Here is a 21,936-nt window from a genome sequence, read left to right as displayed (position 1 = left end):
ATGGCGACAGCGAGTGCAATCGCGAATGCGAAGGTTGCAAATAAAATCAAAGTAGAGCAATTAAATTTATATTACGGTGAAAACCATGCGCTGCATAACATCGGGCTGACAATCGAGCAAAATTCCATCGTCGCGTTGATCGGCCCTTCCGGCTGCGGGAAATCGACGTTTCTGCGCACCCTGAACCGGATGAACGATCTGATCGACAACGTACGGATCACCGGCGACATCTATGTGGACGGCCAACATATTTACGGCCCGGAGACGGACGTCGTATCCCTGCGCAAGAAGGTCGGCATGGTGTTCCAGCGCCCGAACCCGTTTCCGATGAGCATTTATGATAATATCGCATACGGCCCGCGAATCCATGGCACGAAGAAAAAAGCCGCCCTTGACGAAATCATCGAACGGAGTCTGGTGCAAGCCGCGCTGTGGGACGAGGTCAAGGACCGCTTGAACAAGTCGGCGCTCGGTCTCTCCGGCGGTCAGCAGCAGCGCTTGTGCATTGCGCGTCTGCTTGCCGTCGAGCCGGATGTGCTGCTGATGGATGAGCCGACGTCTGCGCTCGACCCGATCTCGACGCTGAAGGTCGAAGAGCTGACGCAGGTATTGAAGGAGAAGTACACGATCATCATCGTCACCCATAACATGCAGCAAGCGGCCCGGATTTCCGACTATACTTCGTTCTTCCTGAACGGCGTGCTGGTCGAGTCGGACAAAACGGACAAAATTTTTACCACGCCTTCCGACCAACGGACGGAAGATTATATTACCGGACGGTTCGGATAAGTTCCCGGCCGTTCGGACAAAGGAGCGCACTATTCGTGGATAACCGGATCAATTTTCACCAATCGCTGGACCTGCTTCAAAAAGATCTGCTCGACATGGGCAACAATGTCGCGAGGCTGATCCGCCAAGCCGTCGAAGCGCTTGCGCGGCAGGATGAGGGCTTGGCCCGACAAACGATCGAAGAGGATGATCGGATCGACGAGATGACCGCCAGAATCGAAGAAGATTCGCTGCGACTGATCGCGCTGCAGCAGCCGATGGCCAGCGATCTGCGGATTATCAGCATGGCGCTGAAGATCGCCACTGATCTCGAACGCATTGCGGATCATGCCGTCGATATCGCCAAAATTTGCATCCGGTTGAACGGCCAAGAGCTGGCGAAGCCGCTCGAAGACATCCCGCGCATGGCGGAGCTGACCCAAAATATGCTGCAGGAGAGCCTACTGGCATATACCGAACGCGACGTTCACCGGGCGGCGGCGCTGGCCGAGAAGGACGACGAAGTCGACAAGCTGTACAGCGTCATCGTGAACGATATCATCATGCTGATGGGCACCGATTTTGCTAAAAACAGACAGCTGTCCCAGCTCATGCTGGCCGCCCATTTCCTCGAACGTGTCGCCGACCATTCGACGAATATCGGAGAAGGCGTGATCTTTATGGTCACCGGCAAACGCAAAGATTTGAACGTATAGTGGATACCGAACGGCCCCGGCCCGGAGTCCCGCCGCGCGGTTATGGTGCGGGCGGGACTTTTTGCTTTTTTGTCATTGTAAAAACAGAGCTCTCCTGTCGGCGGCCAAGATGAAGAAGCAGTCGAAAGCGCATCGTAGGAGCGCCTCAGCAGCAATGGGGTCGACGACAGGCTAATTGAAATTTAACCGAAAAGCTGGGGAAGCTGATCCAGCTGCTTGATCAGATACACCCTACGCTTTCCCAGCCGCTGCTGGGAAATTTTTTTATCGCCCGATTCGCCGGACGGACCGGCCGCTCCGGGATGAAGCCACACGGCATCCAGGCCCGCTTTGACGGCGCCGCACACGTCATGCTTCCACGAGTTCCCTACCATGACCGCCTGCCTTGGCGCAAGCTGCATCGTTTGGAGCGCCGTCTTGAAAAGATAAGGCGCAGGCTTCTTGTCCGCCGGCTTCTGCGCCGTGAAGATGCGTTCTTCGGGGAAATACGATTCCAGCCCGAACCGCTGCAGCATCATCAGCACTTCGCTGCGGGGGCTGTTGCTGATGATGGCGAGGCGGTATGTACGGGACAACTCCTCCAGCGTTTTTGCCGTTTGCGGCGCCATGGACTTCGCCGCTACCTGCAAGCGGCGGATATCCTGCATGAAGCTTCGCAGGACGCCGGAGGAAGCGGGAATCCTCAGCGCCTCGAAGGCTTCCCGCAGACATTGCTGCTGCAGCTCGTCGAGCTGCTTGAATGTCGTCCGGCCTTTTTTGCGCTGCTGCCAACGCGTAATATACTGCTCCCAGAGCGAATCCGCCTTCGGACGGTCCTCCGCCGCCCATCTGGCCGAATAATCGTCCCACACCTCTGCGAAGCATTGTTCGAAGCTGAGTCCCTGCTGTACCAGCGTCTGATTGACATCGAAAAAAATCGCGCGTTTTCCGTTCAAACGAACCGTTTCTTTCATGAACCCAGCCTCCGATCTCCTTTCCGCTCGAAAGGCACCGTCAAGGATCAAAAGTTAGTTCATTTTATGCGGCAAAAACGGCGCACACCCCTTTTTCGAGAAAGCTTTCCAAAGGTTTTTTTCTTATGCTGTCCTATGCTATCATGTATAGAGTAGGAAGACTGCCGAATGGGGTGTATCCATTGTCCAAGCTTATTTTGATCGACGGGAACAGCATTGCCTACCGCGCTTTTTTCGCGCTGCCGCTGCTGAGCAATTCCACGGGGCTGCACACGAACGCGGTCTATGGGTTCACCACCATGCTGCTCAAGCTGTTGGAGGAACAGAAGCCGACGCACTTTCTGGTTGCATTCGACGCGGGGAAAGCGACGTTTCGACATAAAGATTACGCAGAATACAAAGGGGGCCGCGAAAAAACGCCGCCTGAGCTGTCCGAGCAGTTTCCGCTGCTCCGGGATTTGCTCGGATCGTTCGGCATCCGCCAGTTCGAGCTGGACGGCTACGAAGCCGACGACATCATCGGCACGCTGACGCGTATTGCGGATGAGAAAGGCGGTATCGAGGTCGTCGTCGTCACCGGGGACAAGGACATGCTGCAGCTTGCAAGCGGGCAGGTGACCATCGCGCTGACGCGCAAGGGCATCAGCGAGGTCGAGCTGTTCGATCCGGCGCACATCGAAGAAACGTACGGCCTGAAGCCGCATCAGATCATCGACCTGAAAGGGCTGATGGGCGATACGTCCGACAACATTCCGGGCATTCCGGGCGTTGGGGAGAAGACGGCGCTTAAGCTGCTGCACGAATACGGCTCGGTCGAGAACGTGCTGGAGAACGCCTCGCAGATCAAAGGCAAGCTTGGTGAGAAGGTCGCTGCGAACGTCGACAGCGCCAGGATGAGCAAGGAGCTTGCGACGATTTTCCGGGAGGTGCCGATCGGTTTTTCATGGGACGAGCTAGCCTATCGCGGATATGAGGAATCGGAGCTTGCCACGATGTTCCGCAAGCTGGAGTTTAAGTCGCTGTTGGAGCGGCTGCAGCTACCCGCTTCCGGCGCTGCGGCGTCTGGGGCAGTAGAGGCGGAAGAAGCGGGAACCGAGCCGCCGGCCGTGCTGGTTACGGACGACAAGCTGGCCGAGCTGACCGCCGCGCTGCCGCATGTCCGTGCGCTGCATGTGGAAGCGGCCGGCGACAATCCGCATAACGCCGAGGTGATCGGCTTGTCCTTCTATAGCGAAGAAGAGGGCGCGGAGCCCGTGTGCTACTATGTGCCAGTGGGACGGCTTGAGCAGGATAACGCCTCTGCGGTGCGGGAATGGCTCGCTTCGGAAGACGAGCAGGAGGTTGCCATCTACGATCTGCACCGAGCGATCATCGTGCTGTCCTGGCGCGGGATCAAGCTGGGCGGCATCGGCTTCGATGCGCTGCTCGCCGGTTATTTGCTCGATCCGACGGAGTCGTCGCTGACGCTGGACGGCCTGACGTCCCGTTACGGGCTGCGTTCGCTTCCGGCTGACGAGGAAGTGTTCGGCAAGGGCGCGAAATTCAAGGTGCCCGAGGAAGACGTGCTGACCACCTATTTGTGTCGCAAAGCCGCCGCGGTCCATCGGCTGACGCCGAAGCTGAAGGAAGCGCTCGAAACGAGCGAAATGCATCAATTGTTTTACGAACTGGAGCTTCCGCTGGCGCTCGTGCTGGCTTCGATGGAGCGCAAAGGGATCAAGGTGGACGCAGAGGAGCTCAAAGCCTACGGCGCCGAGCTTGGGAGCCAGCTTGAGGGCATCATGCAATCGATTTACGACGAGTCCGGCGTCGAGTTTAACATCAACTCGCCGAAGCAGTTGGGGGAAATTTTGTTCGAGAAGCTCGGACTGCCGGTGGTCAAGAAAACGAAAACCGGCTATTCGACCGACGCCGAAGTGCTGGAGAAGCTGGAGCCGTACCATCCGATGGTCGGTCACATTCTTCATTACCGGACGCTGGCGAAGCTGCAGTCGACTTATGTGGAAGGCCTGCTTAAGGAAGTGCGTCCTTCCACCGGGAAGGTGCATACGTACTATAGGCAGACAATCGCAGCGACCGGACGGCTCAGCAGCCAGTATCCCAACTTGCAGAACATTCCGATCCGGCTGGAGGAAGGCCGCAAAATCCGCAAGGTATTTTTCCCTTCCGAGCCCGGGTGGAAAATCTTGACCGCCGACTACTCGCAGATCGAGCTGCGCGTGCTGGCGCACATTTCGCAGGACGCGAAGCTGATCGAAGCGTTCCGCGACAACATGGACGTTCATACGAAAACGGCCATGGACGTGTTCGGCGTATCCGAAGCGGAAGTCGATTCGAATATGCGGCGTCAGGCCAAAGCAGTCAACTTTGGCATTGTATACGGCATCAGCGATTACGGGTTGTCGCAGAACTTGAACATTACCCGTAAGGACGCGGCGAAGTTTATCGAGCAATATTTTGCCGTGTTCCAAGGGGTTCGCCGATATATGGACGATATCGTCAAAAAAGCCCGTCAGGACGGCTACGTCACGACGCTGCTGCAGCGTCGCCGCTACCTGCCGGAAATTACAGCCTCGAACTTCAACCTGCGTTCGTTCGCCGAGCGCACCGCGATGAATACGCCGATTCAAGGAACGGCCGCGGATATTATCAAGCTGGCGATGGTCCAATTGGACAAGCGGATGAAGGAAGAGGGCGTGCGCAGCCGCATGCTGCTGCAGGTGCATGACGAACTGGTATTCGAGGTGCCGGAAGACGAGATAGACTTGATGAAACGAATGGTCGCCGAATTGATGGAATCGGCCCTGAAGCTCGACGTGCCGCTGAAGGTGGACGTCGATGCCGGGGAGAACTGGTACGAGGCGAAGTAATCTGCCGGGCATCCACCCGGTGGAATGAAGGAGGGGAAGACATCATGCCGGAATTGCCGGAGGTCGAAACGGTGCGCCGTACGCTCAATCAATTAGTCATTGGCAAGAGGATCGAGAGCGTGTCCGTCCTGCTGCCCCGCATCATTCAGCATCCGGACGACATCCAGGCGTTTGCGGTCATGCTTGAGGGGGAAACGATCCACTCGGTCGAGCGGCGGGGGAAGTTTTTGCGGTTTATGCTCGATCAATATACACTCGTCTCGCATCTGCGGATGGAGGGACGCTATGGGGCATACCGCTCGGACGAACCGTTGGAAAAGCATACGCATGTCGTGTTTCATTTTACGGACGGCACGGAGCTGAGGTACAAGGACGTGCGGCAGTTCGGAACGATGCACGTCTATCCGAAGGATCGGGATTTGCTGGAGGCGCCGCTCAAAAAGCTTGGCCTTGAGCCGCTCGACGAGGCGTTTACGCCGGAAGTTTTCCGCGGGAAGATCGAAAAGCGCAAGACGAAGATCAAGCCGCTGCTGCTGAATCAGGAATACATTGTGGGCATCGGGAATATTTATGTGGATGAAGCGTTATTTCTGGCCGGTATCCATCCGGAGCGGGAAGCCGGGACGCTGAGCGCAGCGGAATCGGCCAAGCTGCATGAAGCGATTGTAGAAACATTGAAAGACGCCGTGGCGGCAGGCGGGTCGTCCATCAAGTCGTACGTCAACGGCCAAGGTGAGATCGGGATGTTCCAGCATCAGCTGAAAATGTACGGCCGCAAGGACGAGGCATGTCTGACTTGCGGCACGGCGATTGTCAAGACGGTGGTAGCCGGGCGCGGCACCCATTATTGTCCGGTCTGCCAGCCGCCGAAGCGCAAGCGCGGGAAACGGGAAGCGCTCGAAGACTAACGGGGCCTCCCGGAACGGCAACACGCACCCTCCGCCCAGAACAGCCATATAGTATGGTGTGCAGTTACTGGTGAGGAGGGAACGTCATGTTGTCTGTCGTCTCGTTGCTTCTGCTTGCGTTTGCCGTCAGTCTGGACGGATTCGGGGTAGGCGTCACGTACGGTTTTCGCAAAATCCGGATTCCGCTCACTTCGATCGCGATCATCGCGGCTTGGTCGGGTGTTATTATTTACGCTTCGATGCAAATCGGCGTCTGGATGAGTCGGTTTGTCGACCCGGCCGTGGCAAAAGATATCGGCGCCGTGATTTTGATGGGGATCGGCTTGTGGGCGCTGCTTCAACTGGTCCAGCAAAGACGGCAGGAATCGCAAGCGGGACAGGCGAACGAGCCGCAGCCGCCAGTCCCCGTTCCGGGGCCGGCGACGGCGAAAGAAGTATTTTATCTTGAACTGAAACGGTTCGGTCTGGTCATTCAAATCTTGCGTACGCCGTCCATGGCGGATGTGGACCGTTCCGGCAACATATCGGCCTATGAAGCGACGCTGCTGGGGCTGGCACTCTCGCTGGACGCTTTCGGGGCGGGGATCGGCGCCGCACTGCTTGGCTTCATGCCGTGGCTGACGGCGGCGGTCATTGCGCTGGCCAGCGGTACGTTTCTGGGTATCGGTCTGCAAATCGGATTGCGCTATGCGGAGCTGAAATGGATTCGCAAGCTGTCCGCTTTGCCCGGATTTGTCTTGATCCTGATGGGCATCATGAAACTGTTCTGACCATACAACAACATCATCTTGGATATAATAGGGGAATGACCATGAACATCGGATTAACCGGGGGGATTGCGTGCGGGAAAAGCACGGTGGCCGAGATGCTCGTCCGGCGCGGCGCGCTGCTGATCGATGCGGACCGGATTGCGAGAGAGGTCGTGGAGCCGGGAACCCCCGTTCTGGCTGAAGTGATCCGGCGGTTCGGAGACGATCTGCTGCTGCCGGACGGTTCTCTTCATCGCAAAAAGCTGGGCGAGCGGGTCTTCGGTAATCGTGAGGCGCTTCGCGATTTGGAAAATCTGCTGCATCCGCCCATTCGCGCATTCATACGCGAAAGAATGCATACTTATGCGGCGGAGCAGCCGGACAAGCTGGTCGTCGTCGACGTGCCCCTCCTGTACGAATCGGGGCAGCAGGCTATGTATGAGCAGGTGATGGTCGTCTATGTGCCGCGCGAAGTGCAGCTTCAGCGGCTGATGGCCCGGGACGGAATCACGGCGGAGCAGGCGGAGAAACGCTTGCTGTCCCAGATGCCGATTGAGGAAAAGAAAGGGCTTGCCGATTGGGTCATCGACAATTCGGGAACCCTGGAGGCAACGGAAAAGCAAGTTGAAGCTTTCTGGAACGAAAGGGGGCTATCATGAGCTTTTGGCGGAAAAAGCGGGTTTTCGCCTTGCTGCTGCTGACGTTTGTTATCTTTTTGTTCCTAAGCAGCAATTATGTAGGGCGCATGCTGTATCCGATCCATTACGAACAGGAAATACGCCAAAACGCCGCAAAATACGATCTCGATCCTTTTCTTGTGGCCGCCGTTATTCGGGTGGAATCCAACTATTTGACGGAAACGGAATCCAAGAAAGGCGCATACGGAATGATGCAGCTTATGCCGGATACGGCGGATTGGATTATTGACAAGGCGCGTTTTAGTGAAGAATTCAAAACTAGGCTTAACGATCCGGCGGTCAGTATCGAGCTAGGATCATGGTATCTTCATTGGTTATTTAAGCAGTTTAGCGGCAATCGCATAGCGGTTCTTGCGGGCTATAATGCGGGGCACGGCAAAGTCAACCGCTGGCTCCAGGAGAACGCATGGGACGGAACGCTCCAAAATGCGGATCGTATACCTTACGGAGAAACGAGACATTACATACAGCGTGTAATGTATTACTATAACAAGTATGTTAAATTGTATAGGGAAGAGTGGGAGAAGCGCGCCGCTTGACCTTACACGGCAAAGAAGTATCGGACAAGCTGAGCTTAAGCCCGATACTTCTTGCGTATTCTTCAAAACGTGTTATTATTTGAATTGACCGGCAAGAGACTGCTCAGCGATTTGCACCAGGCGACGAGTGATGTGACCACCGATCGCACCAGTATCACGAGTAGCCATGTGACCGAAGTAACCGTCCTGAGGGATCGCGATACCCAGTTCTTGCGCTACTTCGTATTTCAGTTGATCCAACGCTGCATTCGCTTGAGGCACTACCAATTGATTGCTGCTGCGGGATTGACCTGCACCCATGTCTGTTCACCTCCTTGTCGTTGGTAATCCTATTATGTGCGATTGCCCGGACTTCATGACAGGGAGCTATTGGGAAATAGGGAGAGGAAGAAACGATCGATGAAATGTCCATATTGCGATTACTCCGGCACCAAGGTATTGGATTCGCGTGCCGCCAACGAGAATAAATCGATCCGGCGCCGCCGCGAATGTGAGAAATGTCTGAAACGGTTCACGACCTTTGAGATGGTCGAGGAGACGCCGCTCATTGTCATTAAGAAGGATGGAAGCCGGGAGGAATTCAACCGGGAAAAAATGCTGCGGGGCTTGATCCGCGCCTGTGAGAAACGTCCGGTATCCGTCGAACGGCTGGAGATGATTGTATCCGAGGTAGAGAAGCAAATCCGCACGACGGCCCATGCCGAAGTAGACAGCCGTGACATCGGGGAGATTGTCATGAGCGAGCTGTATCCTGTAGACGAGGTTGCTTATATCCGGTTCGCGTCGGTGTACCGTCAATTTAAAGACATCGATATGTTTATGAAAGAATTGACCGGACTGCTGTCCAAGCATCAGTCCAGCGGAGAAACGAATAAGCTGTAGTGGTTAAAATAAGAGGCCAAAGGGCCTTTTTTATTTTTTCAGCGATATCCAATCAATAGCAATTCTAAGCACACTAGCTGAGAACACAAATGGGATAGCTAATAATCGGAATGTTAATTGATAAGATTTTCTTAACTCTTCGATGCTGGCATTGTATTCGAAAATGCTTTTAAATGAACTGAAATCGTTATCGATCATAGCGTATACTGTTGTAAGAGTTAGAATAACTACGAAAATAAATCTTATGATATCTAAGGATAGTTTGGAATGATCTATAAATTCTTTAAGATGATTTTTTCTATTGTAAAAGTATAGTAAGATGAAAATAAGTATGGATGTTAAAAAAATAGAAAATAAAAATTTCGAAATAGAAATGTTTAGAGGCAAGACCCAAATATTTAAAGTGAATGGAATCGTAAAGTATGTATACAATGACATGAATAAAATATTTCTGCTAAGAACTGTTTTAGGTTTAAAAAGCAATGTATAAGGAGTCAACAAAAAGAAGACAATAATACCAAAGTAAATATCCTCAGATGTCCCTTGAAGTACTACCACTGCCACTGTAATTGAAATAACTAAAATGATATTCATAATCAAAATTAAATGCATACGCCATAAAAAAGATCCAAATCTTGTGAGTAGATTTTGCATGATGTCCTCCTTATTGATAGCCCTACGGGAAATCATTATATAAAAAACGACTTAATATTACAAACAATTGAAAACCAAAAATTACCTCAGACTTCAAAACGGATTCATAGAGTTTCGTCTTGACTCCCACATTGCGTTCATCTATACTAGGAACTGATGTTCCCATTATGGGTGGGAGGGAGAAAACCAAATGAGCAACAAGAAAAAAGTAATGAAAATCGAATCGCCGATCATTATGAATGAACTGTCTGAACTATTGCCAGATGATGTTCAGTCCAATGCTTTTGTGGAAATGGGAATCGTGCAAAAATGCGTAATTGAGCAACTGACGGGTCAAAAAAAAACTTTTGATAAAATGATTTTTAAACAGGTTACCTTTACAGAATGTACTTTAACAGGTGTTGAATTGACCGATGTTATCTTTGAACAATGCGATCTATCCAATGTCGATTTCAGCGATGCCATTATTCATCGAACAGCATTCAAAAATTGCAAATTGATTGGAATCCATTTATCTGATTCGACATTGCGGAATGTACTTTTTGATCAGTGTATAGCCGATTACGCCACATTCCGATTCTGCAATACCAAGCAAGTGATTATTCAGGATAGTTCTTTGCGTCATACCGATATTAGTTTCTCTAAATTGCAAAAAACCGAATTATATCGTTCCAACCTGGATCAGGCTCAATTGTCGGGTACTAAGATGAACGGAATCGATTTAAGCGATTGCCAATTCAATGGGTTAGGCGTGGGAGTAGAGGATTTGCAAGGGTGTATCATTAACCGCGAACAAGCCTACCTTTTTGCAGCTATATTTGGGCTTGTTGTAAAGGATGATTCACTTGTATAAGCATGGTAAGAAAATCGGCAATAGATTGTATGTGAGAACGAAACAAGGAAATTGGATTGATCTTATTTTGTTAATCGAGGAGCGCTTATAAAGTGCTTTCTTTTTTTGGTAAAAGAAATTGTTCTGCTAATCTGAGTTTTTATCAGATGGGAGGAAATATGCCTAATGAAAAAAACGTATATTTCTGTAGCATTATTGCTATGCATGTCCATTTCAATGGTCGGCTGTGATTCAAGCCAATCTGTTACTAGTCCAGCTAAGGAAGAAGTGAAACCTAGTGCTTCTTCTATAGAAAGTAACTCGCCGTTGAAAGAAGACATTTTAAAAACTGAAGATGTAAATTTAGTTATATCCTTACTTGATAACTATTCACCATCTGTATTGGACGATAGCGTCCTGGAAGCAAAAGGTGATACATATAAGTGGATTTGGTTTAATAAGCTACAAATATGGACTGATGATTTAATTCGTTTAACACATGCAAAAGGCAAGCTGGAAGGAAAAGCGAAGGATGCTATCATTGCCCGACTGAATACATATTTTGTACCTGAAGAATCAGAAGAAATTTTTAATACTTATTTTAAGAAAGACTCTCAAGGAAATTACGAGTCGATTGCAACAGAAAGATTTGGAAAAGGAACCAGTGGTATTCATGCTGATCTAAAGGTGATTATTGAAAAGAAAGGGACGAAAGTCATTGTAAGAGTTACTGGGACTGAGTATGACTACTTCGATCCCCAAAATAAGCAAAAGAATAAAGTAGACGTTGAATTTGACCTAATTAAAAAAGAAAAGCACTATTATATAACCAAGATAGAGCACCATTAATTGTTATTTTTGATTTAAAGTGAAATAATGGGAAACGGCCATTGAGAGAAGGAGTACTCATGAAATTCAAATTATCATATCGTTCCAATATCATGTATAATGAACTCATTCAATTTGATTATGAAAAAATTAGTGTGGATTTTGATATTCTTGTGACTTCATTTGACCAAAGGATGTTGCAAGACTGGACAGTCTCTATCCATATACTTTATGACAGCGCTGAAAGAACTCGAAATTGTATTTGCATCGCTAAAAGAGGCGTAACATATTCCCCAAATAAAGAAAAAGAGCTTTCAATAATTATACCCTTTCCTAAAAGCAACGAAATTGATTGGGGTTTGCCAAAAAAGTGTTTTGTTACAGGTGTCCCACATATTGAAGAAAAATACTTTCATTTTATAGAAGTGGATTTTACGAGCTTTAAGAATATTGAAAATTATGTCCAATTCGCCATTTCAAAAGGGCTTCAAGAATTATTTGAAATCGGATTCACATTGAAGGGGAAAAAGGTTAGATTGGAGAATGAAAACAGATAGTTTGATGCGAATATAGGAACGTGATGAAATGTTTCAAGGCAAAATAAAAACCCTCCTTAGGAGGGTGTGAAGTGCGATAGTGGTGGAGTCTAGGGGGATCGAACCCCTGACCTCATCGCTGCCAGCGATGCGCTCTCCCAGCTGAGCTAAGACCCCTTATATACATTCATAGTTCAATTGAATTTTGTTCTGCTAGTGAAGTATTTTCCCACTGAACTATGGTCCCGTTTGCGACAAGATTTATTATATATTGTTGTCATGAAGAAGTCAAGCATGATTTACGGATGAAAATTATACACAAATAAATCAATTCACTTGATCGCTCAACCTTGATTTGAACTTCCTTCAAGAAAATGTATATACTATGTTTAAACTTTTGTGGGGGACGGTCCCATGATTCAGGTTCAAAAATGGGGTAACGGCTTGGGCATTCGCATCCCGAAGTCCCTCGCCTTGAAGGAGTTTTATTATCGAAAATTCCAAACGAAGAGAAAGACAGTATGTTTACTATTGCCGAATAGTTTTGAGGAAACCAGTTCCGATGTGTTGGGGCTGGTTTATGTAATTTCTGATCGAATCGCTGCCAGTGGGGAGATGGACCTTTTGTTTATCTCATGATACCGGAAGCCTGCTTGAATAAGGTTTCTCGTGCATCGCCTTACTTTCATGCATCCCCATGTTTCCGGCTGTTTTCGGGGGTTTTGTAACCCGTTACAGACAAGGACGCTCCGCACGATAAGCAGTCCATTCTCGACATTAAGGCGAAGACAGCCGAAGGCAAGCTGATTAACATCGAGATGCAGTTGTTTAACCCTTATCAGATGGAGAAGCGGACACTGTTTTACTGGAGCAATATGTACCACCATCAGATCAATGAAGGTGCCAACTACGGCGAATTGAAGAAATGCGTGACGATCAACATCTTGAATTACTCATGCCTACCGAATGATCGTTATCATAACGTTTTCCATCTGCGTGAAGATCATACCTTGATTCCGCTGATTGACGATATCGAAGTGCATGTCATGGAATTGCCCAAGCTAGAACAGCATCCGATTCCGGTGGAAGGGAGACAGACCTTTTGTTTCTCATGCCGCCCGAAGCCTGCTTCCATAAGGTTTTTCGGGTATCGCCCTGCCTTCGTGCATCCTCATGCTTCCGGTTGTTTTCAGGGGCTTCTGACCAGTATTACGACTGCGCTTGGAAGTTCTGGATAATATGTATTAGATTTGACGCTTACGTCCAATGTTCCTTGAAATGCAAATTCCCGGATGTTACATTTAGACAGGGTAGCACAGTCACTACTAAAAATGGAAAGAAGGAAGACAACATGGGAATGTACGGATATTACTATGCTATTGATGACAAACTGGTGCAGCAAATCGCCGCAGGCGAAATTGCATTGGTGGATTTGAACCCAAGCGATCTTCCCAGCCTGGACATTTATAGATCCTGGGAGGCGATTCACTACTTGCTCTGTGGAGATATTGCCGATGGAGAGCCTCCACTTGGCTATGTTGTTCCGATGACGTTAGACCAAGGCATCGATTTTGGCGAATTCGGGGCGTTTTTCTTGCGCGCCGAGCAAGTTGCAGAAGCGCTTCAGGCTATGACTGAACTGGATGAAGCGAAGCTCCGCTTGCGGTATGATTTCCCGGCCATGGTCAAGGACGAGGTATATGCTGTTTCTGGTGAGGATGAGGACTATTTCTTTGCCTACATGCTGCAGCATTTTAACGAAATCCGGCGTTTCTACAGCCAAACTGCAGCCGAGGGCAAAGGTCTCATCTTCTATATTCTCTGATTCCAATAATCTGAATCATCACAAAGTGTTGGACATAAGAAACGACCCCGAGCTAAGCTAAAGTTCGGGGTCGTGAAATTTTTATTTAATGGAGGCTTCATAAATGTCTTGAATGGATTTGGAAAGCAGCGCGTTGAACTCCTCGTCAGTTTGCCCGGCGGTGAGGTCCTGCGATAAAGCACGCGAGAAGCTCGCGATCAATCCGTGATTTTGTGCCAGCTTATCGTTGGCTTCCGCTTGCGAATAGCCGCCTGACAAAGCGACAATCCGTACAACGTGCGGGTCCTTCATCAGATCGCTGTAGAAATTGTTTTCCATCGGGATGGAAAGTTTAAGCATGACCTTCGCGTCTTTGTCGAGGGCCGATAATTGAGCAAAAAGTTCATCCTTCAACAGTTTTTCCGATGCTACCTTATCCGCGCTGTAAATATCCACTTCCGGCTCAATGATCGGAACCAGTCCCATCTCCACGATTTGCTTCCCGATGGCAAACTGCTGCTCAACGACTTTTTTGATTCCGGCAGGATTGGCTTCTTTGATCAGCGAGCGCATTTTCGTTCCGAAGATGTTGCGTTCAACCGCCCGCTTCAGAAGGTCGTTTAAATCAGGGATCGGTTTCATGAGCTGAACCCCGTCTTCCAGATCGGCAAGCCCTTTATCGACTTTTAGAAAAGGCACGATTCCTTTCTTCTCCCAAAGATAATCGGCGGTCAATTGACCGTCAATGGAGCGGTCCATTGTGTTCTCAAATAAGATCGCGCCCAAAATGTACCGGGAATCAAACGCGGGACTTTTGATAATGCGCGTTCTCATCTCATGAACCAAGGCATACATCTCTTCTTCATTGGAATAGCTCGATTCTTGAACGCCGTACTGGGCCAGCGCTTTAGGGGTGCTGCCGCCGCTTTGGTCCAAGGCCGCGATAAAGCCCTTCCCCGTATGGATTCGCTCCAATTGTTTTGTATTCATGAATAGTTCTCCTTCCTTATTATGGACTGGATAACATCTTGAATTCATTTATTATAGCACTTTTTTGGCAAACATACATTGATGAAGATCACCGGGTTTTCGTGAAATGGTCCGAAGTTAAAGGCTCTCTATTCGATTCTTATATTCTCCAGGGGTCAAGCCTATGAACTTTTTGAAGGTTTTCGTAAAATGGCTTTGATCATGGAAATTTAACAAAGTACAAATATCAGCCAAGGTATAGGTCGTGTAATCAATTAACGACTTGGCCTCCTCGATTTTTGTACGCTGAATGTATTGCTTGATTGTGGTGCCGACTTCTTTCTTAAACAGCGCCGATAAATAACTTGGATTCATGACCGTCATTTCCGCCAGATCGGTAAGCTTAATCTCATCGTAAAGATGAGAGAATATGTAATTCTTACAAGCGTTGATCGGCTTCGAGTATTTCTGTTCGCGATGCTTCTGTACGCGTTCGGCAAAATCGTGCAACGCACTATTCGTAAATTGATCAATGGTTCTGCTATCTTTAAGCTCTTCGAGATTTTGTATGTATAAGTCGCTGAGTGTATAAGCGATCTCAGGATGCAGTCCTCCTTGGACAGCTGCCCTTGTACCCAGTGTGATCGCGGCAATGGCCAAGTTTTTATTGCTCCGGCTGGAACTTGTTCTGGATAGCTTTCCTAATATTCCTTTTTCGGGATACGCTGTCAAAGCGGCAGTCAATTCTTCTTTTCTTCCTTCTGCAATGCTCTGGTATACCTTCTTTTCAAGGATGGAACTTTCGTGGAACCGATGATGCTGCCCACTCCCGGAAATATGAACATGAAGATGTTCGATTTCAATAGCTTCGGTATGGAGCAATTCATTTTGCTGCAGAATTTCAACCGTATCCAGCTTCATCTGGTATATCATATAATGCATGAGCTTGCTTATACTGATTACTTTCAGTTGATTTATCACTGGAAGTGCCGCGTAATATTCGCTCATTCTTTTTTTCTCTTTCGTTAATTGAAGTTCATTCAGCATACCTGTAAGCGATTCTTCATGAAGCGTCGAATAGAGAACGGGACCCACAATAATCATCCCTTGAAATGCTCCTTCTGTCCTGAGCGAAATTGAGAAAAAATTTTCCAGAAACGTCGTCGTTCTAAAAACTGGAAAATGGTGCGGATCATCCGTCACAAACAGCGGTTTAAGCATTTCCATTTTGGAGAAATACATTGGATGATGGATATACGCAGCGGATTGCTCGAACAGGAGTTCTCCATTTGCGTTCATCGTGTATACGGGCAGATCGAAAGTGGTATAGATCATGTTACATATATAATCCAGCTCATCGATGTGCGGATGATTCATCATAACCAAGCCTCCCAAATATGCTGCAAATGAACTGAAAAATATACTATTTATCTATATCATATACAATAAATCGATGGCAAAACAAGGTATCCTTGAGGTGGGAAAGCGGTTACTTTCTTAAAACACATAATAAGGAGTGCTTGAAAATGAAGAGAAATCTAAAAGAGATCATTTCCCAAATGACGCTTGAAGAAAAAGCCGACCTCTGCTCCGGCAAGAGTTTTTGGCGTACAAAAGATATTGAAAGACTTGGAATCCCTTCCATTATGTTAGCGGACGGACCGCACGGACTTCGGAAGCAAGAAGAAGGGGGCGACCACTTAGGCATCTATGATAGCGTTCCTGCAACCTGTTTTCCATCCGCTGCAGGGCTTGCGAGTTCCTGGAGCAAGGAGTTGGCCGAAAAAATGGGCGTTGCCCTTGGGGAAGAATCTCAAGCGCTCAATGTAGCCGTGCTGCTTGGACCTGGCGTGAACATAAAGCGTTCACCCTTGTGCGGAAGAAACTTCGAGTACTTTTCCGAAGATCCGTATCTTACTACAGAAATGGCAACGAGTCATATCCAAGGAGTCCAAAGCCAAGGCGTCGGGACATCAATCAAGCACTTTGCCGTCAACAATCAGGAGCATCGCCGCATGTCAACAGATGCGATTGTGGACGAAAGAACGCTTCGGGAAATCTATCTTGCTAGTTTTGAAACCGCTGTAAAAGAAGGTCAGCCATGGACGGTCATGTGTTCCTACAACAAAGTAAACGGCGAATATGCTTCAGAACACCCTTATCTTCTAACCGAAATTCTCCGCGAGGAGTGGGGATTTGAAGGCTTTGTCGTATCGGACTGGGGAGCCGTAAATGAGCGTGCGAACGGCCTCGCGAGCGGACTTGAGCTTGAAATGCCGGGCACCAAAGGCGTTGGCGCGAAGAAAATTATCGATGCCGTGGCCAGCGGGCAATTGTCTGAAGAGAAGCTCGATCTGGCAATTGAGCGTTTCCTGACGATCGTATATCGAGCCGTGGATAATCATAAATCGAATGCTTCATTTGACGAAGAAGCACATCATCAGCTGGCAAGAGAAATAGCGAGAGAAAGCATGGTCCTCTTAAAAAATGAAGATTCTATTCTTCCACTGAACAAGGCTGGGAACTTGGCTGTTATCGGAGAGTTTACGCAAAAACCCCGCTTTCAGGGGGGAGGCAGCTCCCATATCAAACCAACCAAGCTGGACAATATCCTTGAACAAATCAAGCAAGTATCCGGACCGGGAACCAAGGTCGCGTATGCGAAAGGGTATCGGTTGGAGCACGATGAAATCGAAGAAAGTCTGATTGAAGAAGCAAAGAAAATCGCGTCGGAAGCCGATACGGCCATTCTGTTCGTTGGATTGCCGGATCGCTACGAGTCCGAAGGCTACGACCGCGAGCACTTGCGCCTTCCGGATAATCATATCAAGCTAATTGAAGCGGTAGCCGAAGTACAAAGCAATATCGTTGTCGTTCTAAGCAATGGAGCACCTGTCGTTATGCCTTGGATCGATAAAGTGAAAGGCGTGCTGGAAGGGTATCTTGGAGGACAAGCGTTGGGCGGCGCTATTGCGGATCTGTTGTTCGGTGACGCCAATCCTAGCGGTAAGCTGGCAGAAACGTTCCCTGAAGAGCTGCATCATAATCCTTCCTATCTACATTTTCCTGGCGAAGGAGACAGAGTGGAGTATAGGGAGGGCGTGTTTGTCGGCTACCGGCACTACGATGCGCTGCAGATTGAGCCTTTGTTCCCGTTTGGATACGGGCTTAGCTATACGACTTTTGAATATAGCAATCTGGTGCTGGATCAAGACTCGATTCAAGATACGGAGACCCTCACGGTTAAGGTGAACGTTAAGAATACAGGCAAGGTTGCCGGAAAAGAAATTGTGCAGCTATACGTTCATGACAAAGTAAGCGCTGTCAAGCGGCCTGAAAAAGAACTGAAGGGCTTTACTAAAGTAGAATTGCAGCCGGGAGAAGAGAAAACGGTCAGCTTCACCTTGAACAAGCGATCTTTCGCTTACTATAACGTGGAACTGAAGGATTGGCATGTCGAAGAAGGCGAGTTCGAGATTCTTATCGGTAAATCTTCAAGAGACATCGTACTGAGAAATACGGTCTATGTAAAATCTTCAGTCAACCTCCGTAAACGGGTAACGCGGAATACGCCGCTCGGCGATTTGCTTGCAGATCCGGTACTGGCGCCAATCCTGCAAGAAATGTTGGCGCAAACAAAACGTGTCCCATTGATCGGAGACCAGGGCGTTGGAGAAGCGTCCGAGCTGAAAGCGGCCTTGTTCAAATATATGCCATTGCGCGGAATTGTTCATTTCAGTCAAGGCGCCTTTTCTGAAAAGATGCTGAACGAGATGATAGAACGTTTCAACAGACATGTGTGAACGGTAAGGGGGAAGAAATATGGGGGAACAAGCAGTAGAAGGCCAGATACAAACACCGTTTAAAAGATTAACCTTTGGCATCATGTTTGGGTATGTTTGTATGTTGATCGGCTTATTGACTCCGGCGATGTTGTTGCTCTCTTTTAAAATGATTGAGATTGATCCGACGAACTATCAGGTTTCGTATGGGATCGTCGCAGGAGTCGGGGCATTGTTCGCGCTTGTCGGGAATCCGCTTGGCGGAGCGATCAGTGATCGAACCAACATTGGCTTCGGGCGCAGACGCACATGGATTCTGGTCGGACCGCTGATGGGCTGCCTGGCCCTGGTATGGATTGGCTTCGCGACACAAATATGGCAGGTTATCGTCGGATGGTGTATAGCGCAGCTCTTCTTTAACTTTGCGATGGCGGCCTATACGGCGCTGATTCCCGACCAGGTAGAAGTGAAGAAGCAAGGAACCATGTCGGGACTGCTTGGACTCGCTATCCCCTTGAGCCTTACGATTGGAATGATTATGATGATGGCTCTGAAAACGATGCCAACCTCGTCCAAGTGGCTGCTGGTTTCGATCATTGGCGTCGCAGGCCCGATCATCAGCTTGTTTATTATCCGCGACAGCAAAGTGAAGATGGTAAAGAAAGCAAAAGAAAATATCTCTTTGAAAGAAAAGCTTGGGAAAATTTACCCCAATCCGCGTAAATATCCGGAATTCACATGGGCGCTCCTGTCTAAATTTTTGGTTAATATGGGTCTTGCCTATAGCCTTTATACGGCAATCATGCTTGTGAAACGTATGGGCTTATCTCAAGGGGAAGCTACCGATGTCGTAGGTACACTCAAGATTGTTGCCTTGATCGCAACCGCTATCACTAGCATTATTGGCGGCATATTGTCAGACCGATTCGGTAAACAGAAGCCGTTTATATATGCTTGCGGCATTATCATGCTTTTGGGACTGATGATATATTCTTTCGTCCCGAATACGACTGCATTTATTATAGCTTCCATCGTGATCGGTTTGGCCACAGGATGCTTTACATCCGTTGATATGGCGCTTGTCGCACGGATTTTGCCGAACAAGGAAGATTCGGCGAAAGACTTTGGACTCATGAACGTTGCTAACGCGCTGCCGCAATCGCTCGTTCCTGCCATTGCCCCTGTACTATTGGCTGCGGGAAGCATGACTGGAATCGGAGAGTGGGCCTTCTTTTATATCGTGCTTGCGGTATGTGTATTGTTGGGAACACTTGCGTTCAAGCCGATTCCCGAAGTGGGAGAGCAAATGAAGCATGAGGCAGCTGCACTAACCGGGCATCCTACGAAAACGATATAACAGCAGCTCAATGATCCGATTCCCTGGCGCAGTGAACCAGGCTCGGATCATTTTGTTATGCAGCGCGCCCAGAGAAGCTCATTTTGCGGATTGACACTGGCGGGTATGGGAATTATAATGGTCATAGCAACTATAATCATATCAACTATAATGGAGGCTGTCATTGGAGTTAGAAAAGTATATCGGCGTCGTCGTGCACCGGGCGGATTTGAAGCTTAACAATTATTATCAAAAGGTCGTTAACCCTTTCGATATTACCGTGGACCAATGGGAGATATTGGTCATTCTCTGGGAAAAGGAGGGGATCACCCAGAAAGAGCTTGCGGAACGGCTGTATAAAGATCAGACGAACATCGCCCGGATGCTGTTCAAGCTGGAAAAGAAGGGCTTCGTTCATCGCGTAACCCACGAGACGGACCGCAGATCGCTGCGGGTATATTTAACGCCGAAAGGCAGGGAAATCAAGGAGGACATCCTTGCTCCGTCCATTGAAGCTTATAAGAAAACGATCGAAGGGTTGTCCGAGGAAGAAGTCGAAACCTTTAGAAGAATACTTGCCGTTATGTATAATAACGTGAAGGATTTGTAGAGAGTTGCCCGTGTACCTGTTTTGTTTTTTTTACTCATATAGTTGCTATAGCAACTAATGTTCTAGCAAGTAGATGGAGGGATAAGGGAATGGAACAAGGCGAAAGCAAGGCAAGCATTTTTGACGCACGGTATCGGGCATTGACCATCGGTATCATTTTGACTGTGACTACCGTAGCGTTCGAGGGCTTGGCGATTACGACCATCGCGCCGGATATGGCGCAGCATTTGAACGGCATTTCGTTATACGGCTGGATTTTCAGCGCATTTCTGTTGACGCAAATATTGGGCACGATGGTCATCGGTCAGCAAATCGGCAAAATCGGCGTGTATCGCTCTTTTTCTTTGTCTATCGTTATTTTTGTGGCCGGTATTTTGATCGCGGCCACCTCCGTGAATATGCCGATGTTAATCGCGGGGAGAGCGTTTCAAGGCTTCGGCGCAGGCGCTATTGTCACATGCGTGTACTACTGCATTACCTTAAGCTATCCCGATGCGCTCCGGACGAAAATTTTGGCCGCATTTTCCAGCGCTTATATTTTGCCGGCGTTGATCGGTCCTTATATTGCCGGGCTGCTAGCCGAATATGTCTCGTGGAGATTCGTATTCTGGCTTGTACTGCCCTTGATCGTCTTGGCCGTCTTGCTGACGCTTCCTTCCTTTCGCAAGCTTCAAACGGAAAGCGCTCCAGCCAAGAAAAGCGGCCGCAAGGAAGGATACGCTGTGCTGCTGACGGTAGGGACGGGGCTGCTGCTGAGCGGGTTGGGCTTTGTCTCCGATTGGAAGGGCATTGCGCTTGCGCTTATCGGGTTGATCGTCATGGTCCGGCCTCTGCAGCAACTGCTCCCTGCGGGAACGTTCTCCGTCAAAAAAGGGCTGCCGGCCACCATTGTTTCAAGAGGGCTGTATGTTGCGTGCTATGTTGCAACCGAGAGCTATGTCGTCTTGGCGTTGACGAAGGTCAAAGGCTTGCCCGCAGACCTTGCCGGGCTGATCGTCGCCGCAGGCGCGTTAAGCTGGTCCACCGCGGCTTGGCTGCAATCCAAACTGGACGAAAAGGATAGCGGCCGCGGCAGAAAAAAACGGATCATAACCGGGATCGGTTTCATGATCGTCGGCGTATCGCTGGTCATCGCGGCTGTAGGGCTGGAGAGCGGGGGAATTGGGCTTGCCGTCATCTCACAAATCTTTACGGGCTTCGGCATTGGCTTGGCCAATCCGACGACGGGGGCCATTGCGCTGCAGCATGCCCGCTCGGGCGAGGAAGGCGAAATTTCCGCGTATCTTCAATTCGTCGACGCTTTTTGCCCGGGAGTGAGCATCGGAATCGGAGGAGCTTTAATCGCTGTAAGCGAGCATTTTAGCCAAGGTATCTTTATGGGGATCATGCTGGCCTTATTGACTCAACTGCTCTTCATCGTGCTGAGCTTTTTCGTATCTTTCCGAATTGCCAAGAGAGCGGATTAACTTTTGAATTTTTTCCATCCTTTCGATATACTGAAT

22 protein-coding genes, 1 tRNA gene and 1 pseudogene are annotated in these 21,936 nt (G+C 49.1%); 18 read left to right on the top strand and 6 right to left on the bottom strand.

What is annotated here, in order from left to right:
- Positions 1-789 (top strand): phosphate ABC transporter ATP-binding protein PstB, encoded by a 789-nt coding sequence (gene pstB / locus NLX71_RS02570; protein ID WP_254361926.1) that lies wholly within the window; start codon positions 1-3, stop codon positions 787-789.
- Positions 790-824: 35 nt separating this feature from the next.
- Complete coding sequence (phoU, locus tag NLX71_RS02565) at positions 825-1,484, top strand: phosphate signaling complex protein PhoU (protein ID WP_254361925.1); 660 nt, start codon at positions 825-827, stop codon at positions 1,482-1,484.
- 182 nt (positions 1,485-1,666) lie between these two features.
- On the opposite strand, the gene NLX71_RS02560 is transcribed toward phoU, so the two are convergent.
- Positions 1,667-2,437, bottom strand: a complete 771-nt coding sequence (locus NLX71_RS02560) for an HAD family hydrolase (protein WP_254361924.1) — start codon at positions 2,435-2,437, stop codon at positions 1,667-1,669.
- A 182-nt stretch (positions 2,438-2,619) separates the two neighbouring features.
- Between NLX71_RS02560 and polA the strand changes: the two genes are divergently transcribed.
- From polA to NLX71_RS02535, 5 genes are all read left to right on the top strand, one after another.
- Positions 2,620-5,307: a DNA polymerase I gene (gene polA, locus NLX71_RS02555; protein WP_254361923.1), complete on the top strand. Its 2,688-nt coding sequence runs from the start codon at positions 2,620-2,622 to the stop codon at positions 5,305-5,307.
- 44 nt (positions 5,308-5,351) lie between these two features.
- Positions 5,352-6,215 (top strand): DNA-formamidopyrimidine glycosylase, encoded by an 864-nt coding sequence (mutM, locus tag NLX71_RS02550; protein ID WP_254361922.1) that lies wholly within the window; start codon positions 5,352-5,354, stop codon positions 6,213-6,215.
- An 86-nt stretch (positions 6,216-6,301) separates the two neighbouring features.
- Positions 6,302-6,985 carry a sporulation membrane protein YtaF gene (gene ytaF / locus NLX71_RS02545; protein ID WP_254361921.1) on the top strand — a complete coding sequence of 228 codons (684 nt, stop codon included), beginning with the start codon at positions 6,302-6,304 and terminating at the stop codon, positions 6,983-6,985.
- A 41-nt stretch (positions 6,986-7,026) separates the two neighbouring features.
- Positions 7,027-7,623, top strand: a complete 597-nt coding sequence (gene coaE / locus NLX71_RS02540) for a dephospho-CoA kinase (protein WP_254361920.1) — start codon at positions 7,027-7,029, stop codon at positions 7,621-7,623.
- The gene (locus tag NLX71_RS02535) at positions 7,620-8,201 is read left to right on the top strand and encodes a lytic transglycosylase domain-containing protein (RefSeq protein ID WP_254361919.1); all 582 of its coding nucleotides are present in this window, start codon (positions 7,620-7,622) and stop codon (positions 8,199-8,201) included. Before coaE ends, NLX71_RS02535 begins: the two co-directional genes overlap by 4 nt.
- Positions 8,202-8,276: 75 nt before the next feature.
- Here the strand turns inward: NLX71_RS02535 and NLX71_RS02530 are convergent, their stop codons facing one another.
- Positions 8,277-8,501 carry an alpha/beta-type small acid-soluble spore protein gene (locus tag NLX71_RS02530; RefSeq protein ID WP_010496076.1) on the bottom strand — a complete coding sequence of 75 codons (225 nt, stop codon included), beginning with the start codon at positions 8,499-8,501 and terminating at the stop codon, positions 8,277-8,279.
- Positions 8,502-8,600: 99 nt separating this feature from the next.
- On the opposite strand from NLX71_RS02530, the gene nrdR reads away from it, so the two are divergent.
- Entirely contained in the window at positions 8,601-9,083 is a 483-nt protein-coding gene (gene nrdR, locus NLX71_RS02525; RefSeq protein ID WP_254361918.1) for a transcriptional regulator NrdR, read from the top strand.
- A 30-nt stretch (positions 9,084-9,113) separates the two neighbouring features.
- Here nrdR and NLX71_RS02520 read toward each other — a convergent pair whose 3' ends face one another.
- Positions 9,114-9,737: a hypothetical protein gene (locus NLX71_RS02520; protein WP_254361917.1), complete on the bottom strand. Its 624-nt coding sequence runs from the start codon at positions 9,735-9,737 to the stop codon at positions 9,114-9,116.
- Between the two features lie 190 nt (positions 9,738-9,927).
- On the opposite strand from NLX71_RS02520, the gene NLX71_RS02515 reads away from it, so the two are divergent.
- From NLX71_RS02515 to imm9, 3 genes are all read left to right on the top strand, one after another.
- Positions 9,928-10,590, top strand: a complete 663-nt coding sequence (locus NLX71_RS02515) for a pentapeptide repeat-containing protein (RefSeq protein WP_254361916.1) — start codon at positions 9,928-9,930, stop codon at positions 10,588-10,590.
- 165 nt (positions 10,591-10,755) lie between these two features.
- Entirely contained in the window at positions 10,756-11,418 is a 663-nt protein-coding gene (locus tag NLX71_RS02510; protein WP_254361915.1) for a phage tail family protein, read from the top strand.
- 59 nt (positions 11,419-11,477) lie between these two features.
- Positions 11,478-11,954 carry an Imm9 family immunity protein gene (gene imm9 / locus NLX71_RS02505; protein ID WP_254361914.1) on the top strand — a complete coding sequence of 159 codons (477 nt, stop codon included), beginning with the start codon at positions 11,478-11,480 and terminating at the stop codon, positions 11,952-11,954.
- A gap of 80 nt (positions 11,955-12,034) precedes the next feature.
- Here the strand turns inward: imm9 and NLX71_RS02500 are convergent.
- Positions 12,035-12,110: transfer RNA gene (locus tag NLX71_RS02500), tRNA-Ala, on the bottom strand.
- Positions 12,111-12,347: 237 nt separating this feature from the next.
- Between NLX71_RS02500 and NLX71_RS02495 the strand changes: the two genes are divergently transcribed.
- From NLX71_RS02495 to NLX71_RS02485, 3 genes and pseudogenes are all read left to right on the top strand, one after another.
- Positions 12,348-12,572 carry an AbrB/MazE/SpoVT family DNA-binding domain-containing protein gene (locus NLX71_RS02495; protein ID WP_254361913.1) on the top strand — a complete coding sequence of 75 codons (225 nt, stop codon included), beginning with the start codon at positions 12,348-12,350 and terminating at the stop codon, positions 12,570-12,572.
- 89 nt (positions 12,573-12,661) lie between these two features.
- Positions 12,662-13,024: pseudogene (locus NLX71_RS02490) on the top strand (Rpn family recombination-promoting nuclease/putative transposase); the annotation flags it as partial.
- Positions 13,025-13,284: 260 nt separating this feature from the next.
- A complete protein-coding gene (locus NLX71_RS02485) occupies positions 13,285-13,758 on the top strand; it encodes a YfbM family protein (protein WP_254361912.1) in 474 nt (157 codons plus the stop codon).
- A gap of 81 nt (positions 13,759-13,839) precedes the next feature.
- Here the strand turns inward: NLX71_RS02485 and NLX71_RS02480 are convergent, their stop codons facing one another.
- Together NLX71_RS02480 and NLX71_RS02475 are read right to left on the bottom strand one after the other, a co-directional pair.
- A complete protein-coding gene (locus NLX71_RS02480; RefSeq protein ID WP_254361911.1) occupies positions 13,840-14,727 on the bottom strand; it encodes a fructose bisphosphate aldolase in 888 nt (295 codons plus the stop codon).
- A gap of 117 nt (positions 14,728-14,844) precedes the next feature.
- Positions 14,845-16,086: a helix-turn-helix domain-containing protein gene (locus NLX71_RS02475; RefSeq protein ID WP_309248916.1), complete on the bottom strand. Its 1,242-nt coding sequence runs from the start codon at positions 16,084-16,086 to the stop codon at positions 14,845-14,847.
- Between the two features lie 146 nt (positions 16,087-16,232).
- On the opposite strand from NLX71_RS02475, the gene NLX71_RS02470 reads away from it, so the two are divergent.
- From NLX71_RS02470 to NLX71_RS02455, 4 genes are all read left to right on the top strand, one after another.
- On the top strand, positions 16,233-18,509 hold the full coding sequence (locus NLX71_RS02470) for a glycoside hydrolase family 3 C-terminal domain-containing protein (RefSeq protein ID WP_254361910.1): 2,277 nt from the start codon (positions 16,233-16,235) through the stop codon (positions 18,507-18,509).
- A gap of 19 nt (positions 18,510-18,528) precedes the next feature.
- Entirely contained in the window at positions 18,529-19,845 is a 1,317-nt protein-coding gene (locus NLX71_RS02465) for an MFS transporter (RefSeq protein ID WP_254361909.1), read from the top strand.
- 163 nt (positions 19,846-20,008) lie between these two features.
- Complete coding sequence (locus NLX71_RS02460) at positions 20,009-20,434, top strand: MarR family winged helix-turn-helix transcriptional regulator (protein WP_254361908.1); 426 nt, start codon at positions 20,009-20,011, stop codon at positions 20,432-20,434.
- Between the two features lie 89 nt (positions 20,435-20,523).
- The gene (locus tag NLX71_RS02455; protein WP_254361907.1) at positions 20,524-21,900 is read left to right on the top strand and encodes an MFS transporter; all 1,377 of its coding nucleotides are present in this window, start codon (positions 20,524-20,526) and stop codon (positions 21,898-21,900) included.
- Positions 21,901-21,936 lie beyond the last annotated feature (36 nt).

The organism is Paenibacillus sp. MZ04-78.2, assembly GCF_024213375.1.
Lineage (GTDB): Bacteria > Bacillota > Bacilli > Paenibacillales > NBRC-103111 > Paenibacillus_G.
The sequence above is the reverse complement of the archived record's forward strand: the minus strand, read 5'-3'. Positions and strand labels throughout refer to the sequence as shown.